Source organism: Balneola sp., from assembly GCA_003712055.1.
GTDB lineage: Bacteria > Bacteroidota > Rhodothermia > Balneolales > Balneolaceae > RHLJ01.
Map to the genome: position 1 here is coordinate 65,974 of RHLJ01000004.1, position 20,414 is coordinate 86,387.

Annotated in this window: 22 protein-coding genes; 11 read left to right on the plus strand and 11 right to left on the minus strand. The window is 41.5% G+C overall.

From position 1 onward, the window contains the following. Complete coding sequence (locus ED557_10015) at nucleotides 1-2,142, minus strand: sialate O-acetylesterase (GenBank protein RNC83046.1); 2,142 nt, start codon at nucleotides 2,140-2,142, stop codon at nucleotides 1-3. Between ED557_10015 and glpK the strand changes: the two genes are divergently transcribed. The 5 genes from glpK to ED557_10040 all read left to right on the plus strand — a co-directional run bounded on the left by glpK (nucleotide 2,002) and on the right by ED557_10040 (nucleotide 7,115). Then, nucleotides 2,002-3,495: a glycerol kinase gene (glpK, locus tag ED557_10020; GenBank protein ID RNC83406.1), complete on the plus strand. Its 1,494-nt coding sequence runs from the start codon at nucleotides 2,002-2,004 to the stop codon at nucleotides 3,493-3,495. The genes ED557_10015 and glpK overlap by 141 nt on opposite strands. Beyond that, entirely contained in the window at nucleotides 3,428-3,637 is a 210-nt protein-coding gene (locus tag ED557_10025; protein RNC83047.1) for a hypothetical protein, read from the plus strand. Before glpK ends, ED557_10025 begins: the two co-directional genes overlap by 68 nt. Further along, nucleotides 3,594-5,156 (plus strand): glycerol-3-phosphate dehydrogenase/oxidase, encoded by a 1,563-nt coding sequence (locus tag ED557_10030; GenBank protein ID RNC83048.1) that lies wholly within the window; start codon nucleotides 3,594-3,596, stop codon nucleotides 5,154-5,156. The genes ED557_10025 and ED557_10030 overlap by 44 nt, the downstream gene beginning before the upstream one ends. Nucleotides 5,157-5,260: 104 nt before the next feature. Beyond that, complete coding sequence (locus ED557_10035; protein ID RNC83049.1) at nucleotides 5,261-5,974, plus strand: aquaporin family protein; 714 nt, start codon at nucleotides 5,261-5,263, stop codon at nucleotides 5,972-5,974. A gap of 121 nt (nucleotides 5,975-6,095) precedes the next feature. Next, nucleotides 6,096-7,115: a hypothetical protein gene (locus ED557_10040; GenBank protein ID RNC83050.1), complete on the plus strand. Its 1,020-nt coding sequence runs from the start codon at nucleotides 6,096-6,098 to the stop codon at nucleotides 7,113-7,115. Here ED557_10040 and ED557_10045 read toward each other — a convergent pair. The 9 genes from ED557_10045 to ED557_10085 form a co-directional block, all read right to left on the minus strand. Further along, on the minus strand, nucleotides 7,112-7,666 hold the full coding sequence (locus ED557_10045; GenBank protein ID RNC83051.1) for an adenylate kinase: 555 nt from the start codon (nucleotides 7,664-7,666) through the stop codon (nucleotides 7,112-7,114). The genes ED557_10040 and ED557_10045 overlap by 4 nt on opposite strands. Nucleotides 7,667-7,770: 104 nt before the next feature. After that, entirely contained in the window at nucleotides 7,771-8,130 is a 360-nt protein-coding gene (locus tag ED557_10050) for a 50S ribosomal protein L19 (GenBank protein RNC83052.1), read from the minus strand. 57 nt (nucleotides 8,131-8,187) lie between these two features. Continuing rightward, on the minus strand, nucleotides 8,188-8,868 hold the full coding sequence (trmD, locus tag ED557_10055) for a tRNA (guanosine(37)-N1)-methyltransferase TrmD (protein RNC83407.1): 681 nt from the start codon (nucleotides 8,866-8,868) through the stop codon (nucleotides 8,188-8,190). After that, the gene (rimM, locus tag ED557_10060; protein RNC83053.1) at nucleotides 8,868-9,407 is read right to left on the minus strand and encodes a 16S rRNA processing protein RimM; all 540 of its coding nucleotides are present in this window, start codon (nucleotides 9,405-9,407) and stop codon (nucleotides 8,868-8,870) included. The genes trmD and rimM overlap by 1 nt, the downstream gene beginning before the upstream one ends. Before the next feature lie 13 nt (nucleotides 9,408-9,420). Beyond that, the gene (gene rpsP / locus ED557_10065) at nucleotides 9,421-10,248 is read right to left on the minus strand and encodes a 30S ribosomal protein S16 (protein ID RNC83054.1); all 828 of its coding nucleotides are present in this window, start codon (nucleotides 10,246-10,248) and stop codon (nucleotides 9,421-9,423) included. 194 nt (nucleotides 10,249-10,442) lie between these two features. Next, nucleotides 10,443-11,783: a signal recognition particle protein gene (locus ED557_10070; GenBank protein RNC83055.1), complete on the minus strand. Its 1,341-nt coding sequence runs from the start codon at nucleotides 11,781-11,783 to the stop codon at nucleotides 10,443-10,445. Nucleotides 11,784-11,911: 128 nt separating this feature from the next. Beyond that, nucleotides 11,912-12,487: a hypothetical protein gene (locus ED557_10075; protein ID RNC83056.1), complete on the minus strand. Its 576-nt coding sequence runs from the start codon at nucleotides 12,485-12,487 to the stop codon at nucleotides 11,912-11,914. Next, on the minus strand, nucleotides 12,484-13,071 hold the full coding sequence (locus tag ED557_10080; protein RNC83057.1) for a hypothetical protein: 588 nt from the start codon (nucleotides 13,069-13,071) through the stop codon (nucleotides 12,484-12,486). The genes ED557_10075 and ED557_10080 overlap by 4 nt, the downstream gene beginning before the upstream one ends. Next, nucleotides 13,059-14,330: a M23 family metallopeptidase gene (locus ED557_10085; GenBank protein ID RNC83058.1), complete on the minus strand. Its 1,272-nt coding sequence runs from the start codon at nucleotides 14,328-14,330 to the stop codon at nucleotides 13,059-13,061. Before ED557_10085 ends, ED557_10080 begins: the two co-directional genes overlap by 13 nt. Before the next feature lie 230 nt (nucleotides 14,331-14,560). Between ED557_10085 and ED557_10090 the strand changes: the two genes are divergently transcribed. The 6 genes from ED557_10090 to ED557_10115 all read left to right on the plus strand — a co-directional run bounded on the left by ED557_10090 (nucleotide 14,561) and on the right by ED557_10115 (nucleotide 19,511). Further along, nucleotides 14,561-15,394 carry an enoyl-ACP reductase gene (locus tag ED557_10090; GenBank protein RNC83059.1) on the plus strand — a complete coding sequence of 278 codons (834 nt, stop codon included), beginning with the start codon at nucleotides 14,561-14,563 and terminating at the stop codon, nucleotides 15,392-15,394. 4 nt (nucleotides 15,395-15,398) lie between these two features. Continuing rightward, entirely contained in the window at nucleotides 15,399-15,974 is a 576-nt protein-coding gene (gene ruvC, locus ED557_10095) for a crossover junction endodeoxyribonuclease RuvC (GenBank protein RNC83060.1), read from the plus strand. Then, entirely contained in the window at nucleotides 15,971-16,567 is a 597-nt protein-coding gene (gene ruvA, locus ED557_10100; protein ID RNC83061.1) for a Holliday junction branch migration protein RuvA, read from the plus strand. The genes ruvC and ruvA overlap by 4 nt, the downstream gene beginning before the upstream one ends. 81 nt (nucleotides 16,568-16,648) lie before the next feature. Then, nucleotides 16,649-17,326, plus strand: a complete 678-nt coding sequence (locus tag ED557_10105; protein ID RNC83062.1) for a response regulator — start codon at nucleotides 16,649-16,651, stop codon at nucleotides 17,324-17,326. Continuing rightward, entirely contained in the window at nucleotides 17,323-18,408 is a 1,086-nt protein-coding gene (locus tag ED557_10110; GenBank protein ID RNC83063.1) for a hypothetical protein, read from the plus strand. The genes ED557_10105 and ED557_10110 overlap by 4 nt, the downstream gene beginning before the upstream one ends. A gap of 17 nt (nucleotides 18,409-18,425) precedes the next feature. Next, nucleotides 18,426-19,511, plus strand: a complete 1,086-nt coding sequence (locus tag ED557_10115; GenBank protein RNC83064.1) for a mannose-1-phosphate guanylyltransferase — start codon at nucleotides 18,426-18,428, stop codon at nucleotides 19,509-19,511. 144 nt (nucleotides 19,512-19,655) lie between these two features. Here ED557_10115 and ED557_10120 read toward each other — a convergent pair whose 3' ends face one another. After that, on the minus strand, nucleotides 19,656-20,414 hold the full coding sequence (locus ED557_10120; protein ID RNC83065.1) for an MBL fold metallo-hydrolase: 759 nt from the start codon (nucleotides 20,412-20,414) through the stop codon (nucleotides 19,656-19,658).

Sequence of the window (20,414 nt, forward strand, 5' to 3'; positions counted from 1 at the left end):
CTAGTTTCTGACCAAAGACCAATCATCCGTCCTGAAAGGCACTGCGGGCAAATCTTCTGAATTATACAAAGAGACCTCTGGATTATCTGCCCAGGCATACCGAACAGCAACTGGATTAGCTACAAACTCAGAAGAAACGATAATTTTATCCCCCTCAATTCTGGCATCTGCCCAATAAAAGGTTTTATCATCACCGGCAATTTCAAAACTGAGAGGTTTGTTGGCTCCTTTCAGCACAAAACCTTCTCCGATAAAATCAAAACTCAGCTCTATGCTCGATCCATTAATGATATGCTCCTTATACATTGGGCCTGAGTGTACAATTTCTTCCCCGTATGCTATGCGTTTAGCAGATTGCCACAAACGATAACCAACATCTTCTTTATTTCTTGGATGAATATCATCTGCCTCCCCGATATCAATAATGGTAGCCATGCCTGTGTTTGGTACCGACAAAGTTTGAGTTTGCGCATCACGGAGTCCAGCCCAGTAGGAGTCCTGAGGCTGCTCTGCTCTCTCTAAAAAATTTGCCAACTGTACAAATAGAAAAGGAAAATCTCCCAAACCCCATATTGCTCTCCATTCTTCAATCATGGAAGAAAACAATTCACGATACCAATAATAGTGACCCACATTACTTTCTCCCTGGTACCAAATAGCTCCTTTTATTCCAAAACCTGCCATTGGATGGATCATAGAATTATATAAAAAACCGGGAGAGTGTTCATATAATATATAATCTCCAAGTTCGGGCTCAACAGTGTTGCTGAACATCCATGTGTCAGAAAGATCAATTTTTTGATTTCCAATGCTAATCCAAAAATCATTTTCACTGCCAATGAAAACTCTGTTGTCCCAGTCTTCAACTGTTCTTATAGCTAATACATTTTCTCCTTCATTAAGTAGTTTTTTGTCAATATCTATAAGCTTTGGTTCGTCACTCCAAATTTTATAGTAAATCTGCTGCCCATTCAAAAAAGCAACGGTAAATTTACCCGGATTTCCAAACGAAAGCACAGCATCATCAACTGACTCAACTGAAAAAGTTTTTCTAAACCAAACATAATCTTGAAGTGCTTCTAAGTTTGGAAGTTCGATGGTATTCCACTCTGAATCATCAAACTCTTCTTCATGGACTCCATATTTTAAGAGTTCCGTTTGGTCAATGAGCCTTGACCAACGGATTTCATTTTCTTTCTGTGCTCTCGTAAGCTTCTGTTCCCAGTTGGGTTCTGAAAGAACTTCAATCGCTTCTTCTTCATACCCTTCAACGGATTGTAATCGCTTAGCTGGTGTCCATGCCTGTGCTGGTGTCCCTCCCCAATTAGAATCAATAATCCCAACAGGAACTCCTTTTTCAGAATGATTGAGTTTTGCAAAATGCCAGGCGACAGCAGAAAATTCAGGACTATTTTCTGGATTGGAAATTTTCCACTCTCCTCCACTTAAATGATCTTCAGGTTTATAAGAAATTACATTCGGAACTTCGAAGAACCGAATTTCAGGAAGATCACTATTGGCGATTTCTTCTTCCCAATTGTTTACTCGCTGATTCAGCTTCCATTCCATATTGCTTTGTCCGCCCGCAATCCAAACATCACCGATATAAACATCCTGAATCAAAATTTTTGTACTACCGGAAATGCTTACTTCATAAGGCCCCCCTGCGTTCTGTTTAGGAAGAAAAACCTGCCAATAGCCATCCATATTTGTAGTGGTGATTTCGGAAGAGCCATTAAGAGTAACGGTTATGTTTTGCCTCGGGGTATCCCATCCCCAAAACTTAAGATTCTCTTCTCGTTGGAGAACCATATGATCCGAAAAAAGAAGTGGAAGTCGAAGATCCTGGGCAAAAGAAGAAGAAGAGATCAGCATAGCAACAAGGAGGGAAACGAATTTAGTCATCGATATCGAGTGAATTAAAAATCGCTTTGAATGTAATCGAAGCATTTCCTTTTCCCAACTTTTTAAAACATATTCAACAGGAAAAAAGGAGTCTGAATGGAGAAAAAATTTGTACTTGCAATCGACCAGGGGACAACCAGTTCCAGGGCGATTATTTTTGATCATGATGGAGAAATCAGAGCCGTAGCTCAAAAAGAATTCAAACAGCATTTTCCGAATGAAGGATGGGTAGAACATAACCCAAACGAGATATGGAAAACCCAGGCAGGAGTGATTGCCGAAGCTATTACCGAATGTGGAGCAAATGGAAAGAACATAGCGGCTATAGGAATTACAAACCAAAGAGAAACCACGGTTGTGTGGGATAGAGAAACCGGAGAGCCGGTATATAACGCTATTGTATGGCAGGATAGGAGAACATCCGACTATTGTGATCAATTAAAAGCAGAAGGCTGGGAAGAGAAAATCAAAGAAAAGACTGGACTTGTAATAGATAGCTATTTCTCCGGAACAAAAGTGAGATGGATTTTAGAAAACGTAGATGGAGCCCGAACAAAAGCAGAACAAGGCAAACTCGCCTTTGGAACCATTGATTCCTGGCTAGTCTGGAATCTTACTAAAGGAGAAACACATGTAACCGATGTGACCAACGCATCTCGAACAATGCTTTATAATATATGCGAAGGAAAATGGGATGAAGAGCTGCTCCAGTTAATGGGAATCCCTCAAAGCATGCTGCCCGAAGTTAAGTCATCAAGTGAAGTTTACTGTCATACTAAAACCACTATTTTTGCTCATGAAGTGCCTATTGCTGGAATTGCAGGAGATCAGCAAGCAGCCATGTTTGGACAAATGTGCACGCGGCCGGGAATGTTGAAGAATACCTACGGAACAGGTTCCTTTATTATGTTTAATACAGGAACAGAAGCCGTTGAATCTAAAAACAACCTACTCACTACAATAGGTTATCAGGTTAATGATGAGACGATCTATGCGTTAGAAGGAAGTATTTTCATAGCCGGCGCCGTTGTTCAATGGCTACGCGACGGGCTTGGAATTATTAAGTCTTCTTCTGAAATAGAAAAACTCGCCCTATCAGAAGAGGATAATGGAGGAGTTTACCTGGTACCGGCATTTGCCGGATTAGGAGCTCCACACTGGGACCAGCGAGCCCGGGGTTCTTTGTTTGGATTAACCCGGGGATCAACTGCGGGACATATAGCACGGGCCGCGTTAGAGGGAATCGCTTTTCAGGTAAAAGATGTGTTAGATGCCATGGAAGCCGATTCCGGTATCGATATCCAGGAACTTCGAGTAGACGGAGGGGCAACAGTTAATAATACATTAATGCAATTCCAGTCAGATATTCTGCAAATTCCCATTGTCCGTCCAAAAATACTGGAGACAACGGCACTTGGAGCAGCGTACCTGGCCGGGCTGGCAGTAGGGTTTTGGAAGGACGCAGACGAAATTGGAAAACAATGGCAGGAGGAAAAGCGATTTGAACCAAAAATGGGCTCAAATGAAGTTCAAAGTCTCCTCTCAAAATGGAATAAAGCCGTGGAAAAAAGTAAAGGGTGGATCTCGTAGTCATCCTGAGGATACTTCCGAAGGATCTAATTGTAAATCAATAACCGATAATCAAACTTCACAGATCCCTGGTCAAGCCCGGGATGACATAAAACGAAATGAACAGAAACCACTTCATACAAACCCTCAACCAATTCAATGACTATTGGGACATTCTCATTATTGGGGGCGGAGCAACGGGTCTTGGTTGTGCAGTTGATGCAGCTTCAAGAGGCTATAAAACGCTTCTGCTGGATATGCATGATTTCTCAAAGGGTACATCCAGTCGAAGTACGAAGCTGGTTCATGGTGGGGTTCGGTATTTGCAGCAAGGAGATGTTTCATTAGTTATTGAAGCACTAAAAGAACGGGGACTGTTGATTCAAAATGCGCCACACCTGGTGAGCCATCAATCGTTTATTGTCCCAAGTTATAAATGGTGGAGTGGACCTTTTTATGGGGTCGGACTAAAAGTGTATGATATGCTCGCCGGGAAACTGGGAATCAAAAAGTCGCGCTCTCTTTCCAAAGAAGAGGTGATGGAAAAGATTCCCACACTTGAAGAAGAAGGGTTATTAGGGGGCACCATCTATTATGACGGGCAATTTGATGATTCGCGTTTAGCTATTAACCTGGCTCAAACAGCCGTTGATCATGGTGCAACCGTTTTAAATTATATGAAGGTAACCGGCCTCCAAAAAAGGTTAGATGGATTAGTTCACGGGGTTCAGGTAATGGATATGCTCAATGGAGATGCTCACGAGATTAATGCCCATGTGATCATAAATGCTACAGGAATATTTACGGATGATATTCTGGAAATGGATGAAGAGAACCATCAGAAAATCATACAATGTGCCCAGGGCGTTCATTTGGTGTTAGACAAAGAATTTCTCCCGGGAGATGCTGCTATCATGGTTCCCCATACAGATGATGGAAGGGTCTTGTTCGCGGTACCATGGCATGGAAAGGCCCTGGTAGGAACGACCGATACTCCAATAGAAAGCCCAAGCCTTGAGCCCGTTGCTCTTGAAGAAGAAATCGAATTCATCCTCAGGCATGCCAAGCAATATCTCTCAAAAGACCCAGTACGTACAGATGTGAAAAGTGTATTTGCAGGACTTCGTCCGTTAGTAAAGCCTGCCGATACAACTTCTACATCGGAAATTTCAAGGAGTCACCATTTACAAGTATCAGAGTCGGGTCTGGTAACCATTACAGGGGGGAAGTGGACTACGTATCGAAAAATGGCCGAGGATACGATCAACCAGGCGATCATAATTGCAGGATTGCAGGAAAGGCCCTGTAAAACCGAAGAGCTTCATATTCACGGTTGGCTAAAAAGCGTGGACAGGAACGATCATCTCCATGTATATGGATCGGATATTGTTGGAATAAATAGATTATTGAAGGAGCAGTCCGATCTTTCCGAGAAGGTTCATCCTGATCTGCCTTATATAAAAGCAGAAGTGATTTGGGCAATCAGAAACGAGCTTGCAGTTACTATTGACGACGTATTATCTAGGAGAACACGGGCCTTATTGCTTGATGCTGAAGCATCAGTTGAAGCAGCTCCGTTGGTTGGACGCATGCTAGCGGATGAGTTTGGGTTCGATGAGGCCTGGGTCATTCAGGAAGTAAAGGAATACGAAGCAATGGCAAGGAATTACATTATAAACTAACAATACAATTTTATTGTCATCCTGAGGCTACCGCCGAAGGATCTAGTCGAATATTCGTTCAGATCCTTCGCAAGTATGCTCAGGATGACTATTAGGAGAAAACAATGGAAGCATATTTAGGAGAAGTACTGGGAACATTCTTACTCATGGTGTTAGGGCTGGGAGTAAACGCTAATGCATCACTCAAAAAGACCTATGCTAGCGGAGGAAGTTGGATACTTATAAACTGGGGCTGGGGAATAGCCGTATTTGTTGCTGTTTATGTTTCAGCTTCAATTAGTGGAGCCCATATTAACCCTGCAGTAACGGTAGGATTAGCGATGGCAGGAAAGTTTTCCTGGAGCCTGGTTGGGGGATATATAATAGCGCAAATGATTGGAGCTATTCTTGGTGCTACATTAGTATGGTTTCATTACCGAAAGCATTTTGAAGAAACCGAAGACCAGGGAACCAAGCTGGGAGTATTTAGTACCGGGCCTGCAATAAAGAGTACAACTGATAATGTATACTCCGAGGTGTTTGGTACATTCATTCTTGTTTTTGGGGTGTTATTCCTTGCCGAACCAGAAGTAGGACTTGGATCTATAAGTGCCCTACCTGTAGGGTTGTTAGTATTTGGAATCGGGATGTCATTAGGTGGAACAACGGGTTATGCAATTAATCCGGCGCGGGATTTAGGCCCAAGAATTGCTCACTTTATCCTTCCAATCAAAGGAAAAGGGTCTAGCAACTGGGAATATTCCTGGGTACCAGTGATTGGCCCTCTTTTAGGTGGGGCTTTGGCGGCATTAGTTTATGGGCTATTGCCGTTTAGTTAATACAGTCATCCTGAGCACCCCTGCGAAGGATCAAACATTAAAAGGATTAAGCCTTGTTGTAGTTAACGGGATAATTATCAAATGAACCTAAAAGCAAAGTATGATGTAGTTTATTTTTTTGATGATCCTTCGCAGGGGTGCTCAGGATGACTTAAAAAGGAAAGAAAAGATGAAGGTGATAAAATTAATACTGCTTATTACAGTGCTCTTAGCTGCTACACATGTTCATGCTCAAACAGAGAAAAAAACTGAACAGGTTACACTCCAACTAAAATGGAAGCATCAGTTTCAGTTTGCCGGGTATTACATGGCTATTGAAAAAGGGTATTATCATGATTTAGGTCTCGAAGTCACGCTACTTGAGGCTCCGGATGAGGGAGAAACATTGGCTTCTGTATTTGAAGGAGAGGCTCAATTTGGTGTAACTACATCGGATATCTTATTACTTCGAAGCCGGGGGAGAAAGCTGGTACTATTGGCTCCAATATTTCAAAGATCAGCCCAGGTTCTGGTAGCTAAAAGGGAATCAGGAATTGAAAAGGTATCAGATATACAAGGAAAGAGAGTAGCAGTAGAGGCTTATGCAGCAGATATTTTGGCCTATCTTGAAATGAATGGGGTTACCAAATCTGATTTTATTCAAACGGGCCATTCCTATTCTATTTCAGAGCTTATTGATGATGAGGTAGATGCAATTACTGCCTATATCTCAGATGAACCCTTTTTACTACAAGAAGCAGGTGTAGATTACGTGATTATCCAACCAGAAGGGATGGGCTATGGGTTTTATGGAGATGTGTTATTTACTACTGAAGAGATGATAGAAAACAATCAAGATGTTGTATTACAATTCAGAGAAGCGTCTTTAAAAGGGTGGGAATACGCGATGAGTAATATTGAAGAGACAGTGGATATTATCTATGAAAAGTACTCTACACGCCATAGCAAAGAGCATTTGTTATATGAAGCAGAGCAGATGATGGATCTGATATATCCAAATAGGGTCAATATTGGAAGCTCTTCAACGGAAAAGTGGGGGCAAATACTGGATGCTTATAAAGAATTGGGATTACTACCGAAAACTGAAAGTATTTCGGGTCTACGATTCCAGGAGTATTTACCTAGAGAAAAGAAAGACTAAGAAAGAATAGACTTAATTCGGTCGAAAATCTCTTCAATACTACCGATACCGTCAATCTTTTTGACTTGTCCTTTGCCTTCATAATAAGCCTGGACTGGTGCGGTCTCTTTGTTATATACACTAATGCGGTGCTTTGCCCCTTCTTCTGTATCATCAGAACGGCCCTGACCCCTGGATAAAATTCTCTTAACCAGTTCTTCTTCAGGAGCCTCAAGAGATATAAAGGCATCTAGTTTTTGCCCTTTGCTCTCCAGGAGTTTGTCAAAAGCTTCGGCCTGAACTACTGTTCTTGGAAAGCCATCAAATACAGCTCCATTATTATATTTCTCATCATTAAGCTCTTCAGCAACCAGGTCAATAGTAAGCTGGTCAGGTACTAGTTCACCGGCATCAAGAATTGCGGTTACCTTTTGACCAAGAGGGGTCTGATTCTTAATGGCAGCCCGGAAAATATTTCCTGTAGAAAGGTGAGGAATAGAGTATTCGTTAATAAGTAACTCCGCCTGAGTACCTTTTCCTGCACCAGGAGGACCAAAGAGAATTATGTTCATACCTGAAGATTTATGTTCGAATAAGTGAGTGAGACAAAAAAGAAATACCCGGATTATTACAAAGAATGATCCGGGATTAGTTTCAACAAATAGTTAAGAAACGATTACTTCTTTCGGTTCTGGCTTTCTTTTTCCTTGATACGGGCAGCCTTACCACGAAGCTCACGAAGATAGAACAACTTCGAACGTCTAACTTTACCTTTTCTTTTCACATCAATTTGAGCAATAAAAGGAGAGTTGAGTGGGAAAATACGCTCAACGCCAATACTTCCACTCATTTTTCGAACGGTGAATGTCTTGTTTGGGCCGCTTCCTCGCTCAGAAATTACAACACCTTCGTACTGCTGAATTCTTTCCTTCTCACCTTCACGTACACGGTAGTGAACGTTTACGGTGTCACCTGCAGTAAATTCAGGGATGTCATCATTTACCAGAGTTTGTTCAACTAATTTTAGCTTGTCCATTTTTTTATGTCTTGATCTCGTCCCGACAGCGGTCGGGATAAGATGTTAATATTCTTTCTAAAGTTTTTCGTACAAATCGTTTCTTCGTTCTTTGGTGCGTTCTAGGGATTGCTCCTGTTGCCATGCTTCGATTTTTTTAGGATCACCTGATCGTAGTACTTCAGGAACTTTGAGCCCCCGAAACTCTGCTGGTCGAGTATAAACCGGCGCTTCAAGCAATCCATTTTGAAATGAGTCATTAAGCGCACTTCCGGCGTCTCCAATAGCGCCTGGCAATAAACGAACTATAGCGTCGGTAATAACCATGGCGGGAAGTTCTCCTCCCGAAAGCACGTAATCACCAATAGTGTATTCTTTGGTGATTAACTCATCACGTACTCGCTGATCTACCCCTTTATAATGTCCGCAAAGAATAAGAATGTTTTTTTTCAATGAAAGCGCGTTAGCCGCTTGTTGATCAAAAACATCACCGTCGGCAGCAGTAAAGATCAATTCATCATAATCTCGTTGCTTTAAGAGGTGTTCTATGCAGCTGAAGATAGGCTGTGGAGTTAACACCATTCCCGGGTCTCCACCATAAGGATAGTCATCGATTTTTTTGTGTTTGTCGTCGGTATAATCCCGAAGATCATGCACACGAATCTCAACTAGTCCTTTATCTACAGCTCTCCTTACTATGCTATGATTTAGTGGCCCGTCTAACAGGGCAGGAACTCCTGATATGATGTCTATTCTCATCATAATTCAATCAGTCGCCCAAGGTTTTTACAATAGATGGTTCCGGATTCAGCATCAATGTTCACTATATATTCATCAACAATAGGAACCAACAAAGCTCCTTTACTTGATGCTATAGAAAGAAGTTGCTGCGCTCCATTATCTATTACCTCATCTACATAGCCAATAGCATTATCTTCATGTACTACTTCAAAGTCGATGAATGAAGGCTCTTCAATATGTTCATTGAAGAACTTTTCAGCTTCTTTTCTTTCAATAAAAAGAGCTTTGTTTTTCATCGCATCAGCAGAAGAGCGATCAGCGATTTGGTCAAATTGTACAAAGAACGAAGGTTTGTTTCCCTTTTCTTCTATCCGGAACCCGGAAAGTCGAGAGGGAAAAAAGTCTCCACGATCATTTCGCATATACACCATCGAAATCTGTTCTATCGCGTTGGGATTTATGGAATCAAAGTGAACCTTTAATTCTCCTTTCAAACCCTGCGATTTAACAACATGCCCAACCTGGACAAACGGTGATGTAAGGGCGTCCTGATTCATAGGAGCCTCAAATTTATCCAGCTTGCTTGGCTTCCCAGGCAGCTAGTACAGTTTTACGATCTTCAGCATCAGTAACAAAACCAGCTAAGTCAGCAAGGTCGGTATTATTGATGTGATCAATAGCTTCTTTTGCCGTTAAGTCACTAGAAACTTGAGTATCAGTACTTGCTTCCGCAACAACCTCTTCCTCAGTAGCTTCTTCTGTTTCTTCTACTTCTGCAACAGGTTCTTCAGCTACTGCTTCTACTACTACCTCTTCGGTAGTTTCAGCGGGCTCTTCCACTACTTCATCGGTTGTTTCTTCAACTGTTTCTGCTACAGCTTCTTCCGTAGTCTCGGCCGTCGCTTCTTCTGCAACCTCTTCGGTAGCTTCTGTAGCCTCAGCCTCTGCTGTTGCTTCTTCTGCTAGTTCAGCAGCGGCTTTTGCAGCTTTCTTGGCTACGTTCTCTTTTACTGCTTTTTCTTCAGCAGCAAGAGAAGCCTGAACTTGTTCTTTTCTGGTTACTTCGGTCTCTTTCTTAGAGTCACGGTATGCTTTCCATTCTGCTAGAGCAGCATCAATTTCTTCTTCGCTTTTGCCCCACATAACAAGGTGGCGCTTATATAGCAAACCTTCCTGGCGAAGGATTTTACGAACGGAATCGGTAGGCTGTGCACCGGTATCTAACCAGTACATAATACGGTCTTCATTAAGAACCGTCTCTTTCTTTTCGGTAACGCCATCATAACGACCTACTTGCTCAATAATACGACCGTCTCTTGGAGAGCGGCTATCAGCAACTACGATATGATAGATAGGACGACGAATACGTCCCTTGCGTTGAAGTCTAATCTTAATCAATGATGTTTCCTCAGTTGAGTTTTAGTTATCTAAATCGTTGTTGATATGAATTCTCAAATAAAAAACTAGAATAAGTCACTCAGAGCAAAGCGATGAGTCGGCACAATTTTCTAGCAAGTTCTTGGTTGTGCAGATCCTTCGGAAGTATCCTCAGGATGACTGCTTTTCATTTTGAAATCATATCACTAGTGTTCTTATCGGCCTAGAGGCAGATTTTTAAGTCCATGAAGAGCCCGTCCCATTTTTCCCATTTTGGACATGGTCTTCATCATTTTCTTCATCTGTTCAAACTGTTTGATGAGATCATTAATCTCACGAACAGTTGTGCCGGAACCTTGTGCAATCCGTCTTCGACGGCTTCCATTTAAAATGCTGGGGTTCCGACGCTCTTCCGGCGTCATAGAATAGATTATTGCTTCGATGGGCTTAAAAGCGTCATCATTGATATCTGCATCTTCTATTGCTTTGCTGGCGCCGGGAATCATAGATACGAGATCACCAAGATCTCCCATCTTTTTGATTTTTTGAATCTGAGCCAGGAAGTCTTCCAGATCAAACTTGTCAGAAGTGATCCGTTTTTGAAGACGCTGGGCTTCTTTTTCATCAAATTCTTTTTGAGCTTTTTCAACAAGCGATACCACATCTCCCATCCCCAAAATGCGTTGAGCCATTCGGTCTGGGTAGAAAGGGGTAAGGGCATCCAGCTTTTCGCCGGTACTCGCAAACTTGATTGGCTTGTCTACTACCGATTTGATAGATAGGGCAGCACCACCGCGGGTGTCACCATCTAGCTTGGTAAGAACAACGCCATCAAAGTTTAATCGGTCATTGAAATCTTTTGCTGTGTTAACTGCATCCTGTCCAGTCATGGAGTCAACTACAAACAAAATCTCATGAGGATTAACGGCTTTTTTAATTTCCGCGACCTCTTTCATCATCTCTTCATCCACATGCAAACGGCCCGCGGTATCGATGATAACAGTGTCCATTGCTAAGCTTTTTGCCATCGAAACGGCTTCTTTAGCAACACGAACAGCGTCTTTTTGTTCAATCGAATACACAGGCACATCAATTTGCGATGCGAGTGTTTTTAGCTGGTTTACTGCAGCAGGGCGATAAACATCGGCGGCAGCAAGAAGCGGGTTCCGTTTATGCTCCTGCTTAAGGTATCGGGCAAGCTTACCTGTGAAGGTGGTTTTACCAGAACCTTGCAAACCGGCTATGAGAATGACAGTAGGGGGAGTGTGTGCCTGGGCGATATCTGATTTTTCGCCACCAAAGGTTGCAACCAACTCATCGTACACAATTTTTGTGAACTGCTGACCTGGATTAACACTGGTGAGAACATCAGAGCCAAGGACCTTATCCTTAATATCTGCTGTGAACTGGCGGGCTACCTCAAGATTCACATCGGCATCCAAAAGGGCGCGACGAATCTCACGTACCGTCTCCGCGATGTTTACATCGGTAAGACGTGCTTCACCTTTAATATTCTTAAAGGCTCGCTCTAGATTTGAGGATAGATTATCAAACATGGAAAAACAGGATTATCTCCGCCAGTTACGGAGCCTGCAAAAATACGGGATTAAACAAGGCTTATCAACAGTGATGTGGAAAATTATATTGGGTTGTTAAATACCTTATAAGAAGAGACACAGGTTCTTTATGGTCTCCATAAAATAATTAGCATTGATTTAATTATTCCTGTGTATGGGTCGATTTCCAAACCAATAGTTTCAATATCCGCATATTTATTCTCTTCATACTCAATAAATAGAACTAAGCGATTTTTACCGGACAACTTATTCTTCAGTTCTGCCGGAAAGAGGTCATTTATGGGTTTTCTTATGGAAAGCTCAAAGTCATTAGCAATTAACGAAAAAGATGTGCTATCGATTTCTACTCGATTTGCTAATAGTTTGCCTGGGTCCTCAATTTCAGAATAGTAAATTCTCAGACCGTCAAAGTCATCGCTTCTGGATTTTCCAAACAAAGAGTCAGAGACCAAGTCTGTGTTTTCTGGTTCACCAAATTCTTTGATGAGCAGGTTCCAGCTCCCTTCCTGTAGAATATCCTCAAAGGAGATTTTACCGTTTACTTTTAGCTCGCTGTACAAAGATGAGCTTATATAAAAAGTATTTTCTCCATTGTAAGAGATTTTAGTCCCTTGGGCGCTAATATTAAAAAAACAGATAAGCTTAAAAAATAGTACAACCCAGGTTACACGTTTTGCTTTCATAAGCTCCAAAAAGTCACAGTAATTTTAGTGATTTTTTTTGTTTCTGAATCTAAGCTAAGCCCAATTGCAGGAGCGCTTCTGTATTTATTAGAGGATGTCCTTGGATACAAAACAATAAAGTTTCTGTTCGAATACAAAGCTTTATCCGTATTAGGAAACAGGCCATTGATAGGAGTTCCAATACGAAGCTCAAATAGATATGTACTCAAGAAAAATTTTTTGCTATCAATTTCTAGTCTAGAAGCGCGTAGCTTTTTTGAGTCTTCATAGTTTGTATAAAAAACGCGCAATCCATCTAGATTATCTGTTCTTAAGGTTTCTATAAAGGTCGTATCAGTTCGTGTACTATACTCATCCGGAAATTGAGTCTCTAGCAATGCCCAGGGGGTTTCTTCAGCTCGTAAACTATTTAACAGGATGCCTTCATTAATTCGTAGTTGTTTGTACGTTTCAAACGATAAACCCCATTTTTCAGATTCGGAATCATAAAAGAGAGTTGAATCCTGAGAAAAACATGACAAAGGAAAAAAAAGGACTCCAATAAATAAGAGGATTTTTTTAGACATAATATTTAGATAGTACATCCTGAGTTAGAAGGATTACCTTGAGCGTCAAATTTAGTTCCCATCAAGCTTTCCGGGTCATGAGCAGTATAGTCATTATAACTGGAATCTCCTTGATCAGCGGTTCTGGTCTCTATATGAACATGTGCATGAGGGGCATTATTAGCATTTCCCGTTCGCCCAGATAAACCTATTTGATCTCCCTGATTAACATATCCACTATTTACCATAGTTAGGTTAAGGTGGGCATAAAGCACAAAATACGTTTTTCCGTTTATCACTGTAGTAATTATGATATAATGTCCGAAGTCTGAGCTATATCCACTAGATGCATTTCCAGAGTGCATTGCATGTACTGGAGAATTTACATCTGCTTTTATATCAAGTCCTTGATGGTACCCAACACTATTATATCTATGAGCGCCATACCGCCCTCCATTAACTCCTTGTCCGTCCGTTGGGGCTATTTCTGGATTCATAACCGGGTCTCCGGGGCAGGGTTTATCCACGGAACAATCTTCACCATCCGGGCAATCATCAGCAAAACCGCAACCTCCCGGAGTAGGGCATACTCCGCTTCCTCCCCCGCCCATATCAGGTTCTTCATATTCAACAGGAGTATCCGGGTTTTCGCATATCCATTCTACAATGGGCGGCCAATAAGTAACGCTGCCTCCAATTATTACATATCCTCCTGGTACGGTTTCAACCCAATCACAACCCATAGACTTCATGTTATCGGGGATGGTACCTACATCAAGAGGGTTTGGCTGTGTTTCAGTAGGAAGAGCCCAAAGTGCCATCTGATCTTTTGCTTTTTGACTGTTCGGAATCCATGCAACATAGGTTCTATGAATTCCTGCCATATCCTTTCCCGGAACTACCACAAATAAAGCCTTCTCTCCGCTAGCTTCTTCCAGGATTTCCTCTGAAAAGTTGATATCTCTCACATAGTAGTGGTAAACATATTCATCATTTACTTTTCTTCTGAAACTGAAGACGCCATAGTATTCAGAGTTCGCCTGATCTCTATATGAATCGAGTAATTGGGTAAACTCTTCTTCATTAATGGCTATCGATTTGGCTTTCGATTCCCCAACCATCTCACTAATCTCATCTATTCCATAATCTTTGATTCCTTCAATAACGGGAAGAGGAGTTTTTCCTACCGTATATGAGGCGGCTTCATTTTCAAGAGATTCGTCATTGTTTACGGAAGTGCTATCACTACAAGCATAGGCAAACACTAAAAGGGTAAAAAGAGGGATAAGTTTGTTCATGAGATATTGAATATATTTTGGTTAAGCTTAACCTAAAGTATTTATTTATAAATAACACTTAAAACCAAAATTGTTTTATCAAAAGTACTCCTCCTAATTGAGTTAGAAGAGCAACTAACAAAACGAACACATCTAAAAAGTTCGCTATCAAGTTCAGGATGACTACGTTGATATTTTGCTTATCTTCTGCCGAACGAAATTAATTATTACATACTCAATACAATATTACAATGAGCGAAGGCTACGGACTACTAAAAGGAAAAAAAGGAATTATTTTCGGAGCGCTGGATGAGCGAAGCATTGCCTGGAGAATTGCGCTAGCATGTAAAAGAGAAGGAGCTGATTTTGTACTCTCTAATGCCCCTATTGCGCTAAGGCTTGGAACGCTTAACGGTCTGTCGGAGGAAACCGGCGCGCCCATCATCCCTGCTGATGTTACTAAAGACGATGAGATTGTTGAACTAATGGAGAAAACGAAAGAACATTTTGGGGGAGGAGTGGACTTTATTCTTCATGCAATTGGGATGTCTCCAAATATTCGAAAGAAAAAGGAATACACCGATTTAAATTACAACTGGTACCAGCAATCACTGGATATTTCAGCCATTTCTTTGCACAGGGTATTACACCATGCTGAGCAGACAGGAACATTAAACGATGGCGGTAGCATTGTTGCCCTTTCTTACATTGGAGCACAGAGAATTTTTAGTAAGTACTCAGATATGAACGATGCGAAAGCACTGCTCGAAAGCATCGCAAGAAACTATGGTAGCCGCTTAGGTTCTCGTGGAATTCGAGTGAACACAGTATCACAAGCGCCAACTAAAACTTCAGCCGGATCTGGTATCAAAGGCTTTGATGGGATGTATACATTCGCTGAAAAACTTTCTCCTCTTGGTAATCCTTCCGCGGATGATTGTGCAGATTACTGTGTGACCTTGTTCTCAGACCTAACCAGAAAGGTGACCATGCAGAACCTATTCCATGATGGAGGGTTTGTAACTAACGGTATTTCAGAGGAAATGATGAACGACCTCGCTAAACTTTACGCAGAAGACGAATAAGCATATGCCTGAAATTATCCTCGGTATTGATCCTGGCTCCCGGTTTACCGGGTATGCGGTACTTACCGAGGAAAATGGCAAATTGATTGCGCTTCGTTGTGATGTGTTGAAAATGGCACATATTGAAGAGCATTCCGACCGCCTCCAGTTTATTTTTGATAAAATATCGGGCATTATAAAATCCATCCAGCCCACCCAATGTGCGGTTGAGACTCCAATTTATGGAGTGGACCCCCAGGCCATGCTTAAACTTGGGAGGGCACAGGCTGCCGCAATACTAGCCATTAAAAATGCAGGACTGGAAGTGACAGAGTACTTTCCGAAAGTGGTTAAAAAATCCATTACTGGAAATGGAAATGCCAGCAAAGAACAAGTAGCTTATATGCTACAAAAGATGGTGACCCTTCCTGATGAAAAGCTTTCAAATGACGCTACAGATGCCTTAGCGGTTGCCTGGTGTCATCTCATGAATGGAAAAGGAATTCCATTATCAGGAAAAAGTAAGACCCACCAAAATAATAAGAAGGGAGATTGGGCCGCTTTTGTAGCCGAGAACCCGGACAGAGTCCATAAATCATGATTGCATTTCTAAAAGGGTTTGTTGAAGAAAAATCGGAAGGCAAAGTATTGCTAGATGTACAGGGGGTGGGTTATGGGGTAGAGATATCTTCTCAAACCCTGGAGCACATGGAGGCATTAGGGTCGGAGATAAAACTGCTTATTTACCATCACATCACAGAAAATGATCAACGATTATTTGGCTTTATTTCTTTAGAGGAAAAGGCCTTATTCGAAAAGTTGATTACCGTAAAAGGGGTGGGCCCAAAACTTGGACTAACAATTCTTAGCGGGCTCCCGGCGAATCATCTTATTACAGCAATAGCTTCGGGTGATATTGCGACTCTTTCCCGGGTTCCGGGAATTGGAAAGAAAACAGCAGAACGTATAACCCTCGAACTTAAAGAAAAGCTACCAGCACCTTCTTCAGCTGGATCAGGCTCTATTTCTTTAGAAAGCAATGGGCAGGTAATGAAAGAAACAATCCAAGCGTTAGTGGCGCTCGGTTTTTCAGAAAGGGAGTCTGAGCAAGCGGCAATGGAGGTGTTGAAAGTGGGCCCGGACTCAGATGTATCTACAGCGATACGAAGAAGTCTCGCTATTCTGAACCGATAGGTAACAATTTGTTCATTTTTTATTGGCCGGTTACATTAGTACCATTATAAAATTGTAAGCATATAACTAAATTAAAGTCTCGTGGCAAAGAAAACCATTCTGGTTGTAGATGATGAAAAGGATTTATTGGATCTCATCGAGTACAATCTTAAAAAGGAAGGATTCCAGGTCTTAAAAGCAGAAAACGGAGAACAAGGAATTAACTTGGCCAAAGAAAGTAAGCCGGATTTGGTTCTGCTGGATATCATGATGCCCAAAATGGACGGTCTGGAAGCAGTTGAAATAATGCGGAAAGATGACGAACTAAAGCGTATTCCTATTATTTTTCTCACTGCCCGAAGCGATGAGAAAACGGAGGTTGAGGGCTTAAACAAAGGTGGGGACGATTATATTACCAAGCCAATTAGTACCACCAAGCTGATTTCAAGAATTAAGGCCGTAATGCGCCGATTTGATGAAACCCAGGAAGCACAGAACAAATTGGATGTTCACGATTTGGAAGTTGATAAGGATAGGTACATTGTTAAGAGGGGGGATCAAGAGTTTCAATTGCCAAGAAAAGAATTTGAGCTCTTATTCTTTCTGGCGAGCAGAAAAGGAAAAGTACTCGATCGCCAAACCTTGCTAAATAAAGTTTGGGGAGACAATATTTACGTAGTTGATAGAACGGTTGATGTACACGTGCGAAAAATCCGAGAAAAACTGGGAGACCACTACATCGAGACAGTAAAAGGTGTAGGGTATAGATTTAAAGAATGAGTAAAAATCGAAGGAAGTCCAGGATATTCAGACTTGGGCTTCGCGTAGCATTATATACCTCCGCTGCTTCAGCGGTAGTGATCTTTTTGTTGTTATGGTTGGTAAGCGAGATTGAACTTACAACTGCAGCCACAACATCTGTAATCGCTTTAGTTGGCACCTTTTTAGTTTCCTATGGTGTTATTTTTTCTCTGGAGTTTAGGCGCATTCAGGTTTTAGAGCAGGTATCGAAGAATATCTCTAAAAAGCGTTTCGAAGAAATAGAGGATGTTCGAACTCTTTATGATGACGAACTCGATTACATCATTAAACACCTGATTAAATCAAGCCGAACCGTAGAGCGTGAAATTCAACGGCTAAATCGTATTGAGAATTATCGTAAAGAGTTTATCGGTGATATCTCACATGAATTAAAAACTCCCATTTTCGCAATTCAGGGCTTTATAGAAACGCTCCTTAACGGAGCCTTAGAAGATGAAGAGGTAAATCGATCTTTCCTGCAGAAAGCAATGAGGAATGTAAACCGACTTATTTATCTCACCAAAGATTTGATGGAAATATCTAAGCTGGAAACCGGAGAGCTGAAATCGGAGGTGGAAGATATTTATTTGTATGAGGTTGTTCAGGAAACGGTAGAAAGCCTCAATTACAAAGCAGATAAAGAAGAGGTTAGCCTAACGGTTATTGATTTTGATAAGAACCTCCAGGTGAGAGTAGATAAGAACCAGATCAGGCAGGTTCTTATAAATCTTATCGAAAACGGGATCAAGTACAATAGTAAAGGTGGAAATGTAGAAATCGGATTAAAAGATCTATCGAAAGAACCATCTAAAGTAAGGCTTTATGTAACCGATACCGGAATGGGGATTGATCAGGCAGACCTACCACGGGTTACAGAACGTTTTTTTAGAGTAGATAAATCCAGATCAAGAGAAAGAGGAGGCACAGGGTTGGGTTTGGCTATAGTTAAGCATATTATTGAAGCCCACGGAGAACAACTAAAGATTAAGAGTGAGCCAAATAGAGGCTCTACATTTAGCTTTACACTTACCCTTGTAAATGTTCCTGAAATCCTAGAATAACTAAGTATTAGCTTTACATGGTTTATGCAGTAATTATGGCCGGGGGCTCCGGCACACGATTTTGGCCAAAAAGCACAAAATCATTCCCGAAGCAGTTCCATAACCTTTTTGGTGATGGGACTATGATTCAAAATACAGCAGATCGAATTAAGGAAATAATTCCTCAAGAAAGGATCTTGGTAGTTACTAATAGTAGCTATGTTTCCATAGTTCAGGAGCAATTACCAAGAGTTCCTGCTGAGAATATTGTAGGCGAGCCCGTGGCTAAAAATACCGCCCCTTGTGTTGCTATTGCAGCTGAGCTTCTTCATAAAAAAGATCCTGATGCTGTTATGGTTGTACTCCCAGCAGATCATCATATTACAAACCCAGAGGAGTTCAGAAACATATTAAGCTCAGCAGTTGAGAAGGCTAAAACGGGAGAAAACCTGGTTACTATTGGGATAAACCCAAGCAGACCTGAAACAGGCTTTGGATATATATATGGAGACACGAGTTCTGACGAAGAGTTTGCAGGCAAGAGCGTTCATCCTGTTAAGGCTTTTACAGAAAAGCCGGACAGTATTACTGCGCAAAGGTTTTTAGAATCTGGAGAGTATTTCTGGAATTCAGGAATGTTCATATGGAAGGCAGAAACCGTCTTAAATGAAATTAAAAGTCACCTTCCCGATATGTATGAGGAGGTTAAAGAAGCCTCTGAAGAATTGTACACAAGCAATCATGAGTTGGCGATTAATGATTTTTACCACGCCTGTGAATCTATTTCTATTGACTATGGAATCATGGAGAAGGCTCAATCAGTATTTGTAGTCCCAGGAGAGTTTGGCTGGAATGATGTAGGAAGCTGGACTGCTGTTTATGAACTTGCAGAAAAAGACAGAGCAGGAAATTCAGTTCAGGCTCTGAATACAACATTTGCTGACTCTGAGAATAATCTGATTCTTAGTAAGGGAGAAAAGATGATTTCTGTCGTAGGCTTGGATAACGTAGCCGTTGTTGAAACAGATGATGCAATCCTTATCTGCAATCTGGAGAAAGCGCAAGGAGTAAAGGAAATCGTAGAACAGCTTAAATCTACATCAGATTTCGAGAAGTTTCTCTAGTTCTTTGCTTGTCATTTCAAGAGAGTGAGCGACCGAGAAATCTAGGAATAGCTTTTGAGGGGAGTTTTAGATTTCTCACACTGTCTGCATCGGCAGACAGGTTCGAAATGACAAGAAATGAGCTTATCTAGATCGTGATTAAATCTACATCTCAATAGTCAGCAGATCATAAGCTAGCCTTATGTGCTTGGGAAGCCGTTTATTTGTCGGCTCATGATCCACGTAGCTATTCATATGTATTAGGTAAGCCTCAGGAACACCCAAATCATTGATAATATCTACTGCTTCAGGAATGGTGAGATGAGTTGGATGTGAGGGCTCCCATCTAAGCGCACTAATAACAATGGCCTTACTCCCTTTTATAAGCTCTTTTGTAGAAGAAGGTATTTCCTTTACATCCGTTAGATAAGAAAAATCGTTAACCCTAAACCCCAAAATCTCAAGATCCCCATGCATTACAGGCAGCGGGGTGATGGAAAGGTCGTTTAAAAGAAAGGGCTCATCTGCTATTCTTAAATCTATCGAGGCAGACCCCGGATATTTATCAGGCCCAAAAAGATAATCAAATCGCTTTTTAATGGACTCCAAAGCCGAGGAAGTAGAGTACAACGGAAGCGGGCCTTTTTTCAAATAGGAATACATCCTCAGATCATCAAGTCCAGCCACGTGATCCATGTGCTCATGAGTTAGAAGCACATAATCAACCATCTCTATCTCAGACCGAATACTTTGAATACGAAACTCAGGCCCTACATCAATAAGAAGAGAGGTTTCATTTGTTTTTATCCAGACAGAGCACCGGGTTCGCTCATTTCTGGGGTCATGAGCTAAGTCCTTCCTTTTAAACCCACCAGCTACGGGTACGCCCATTGAAGTACCGGTTCCAAGGAAGGTTACTTTCAT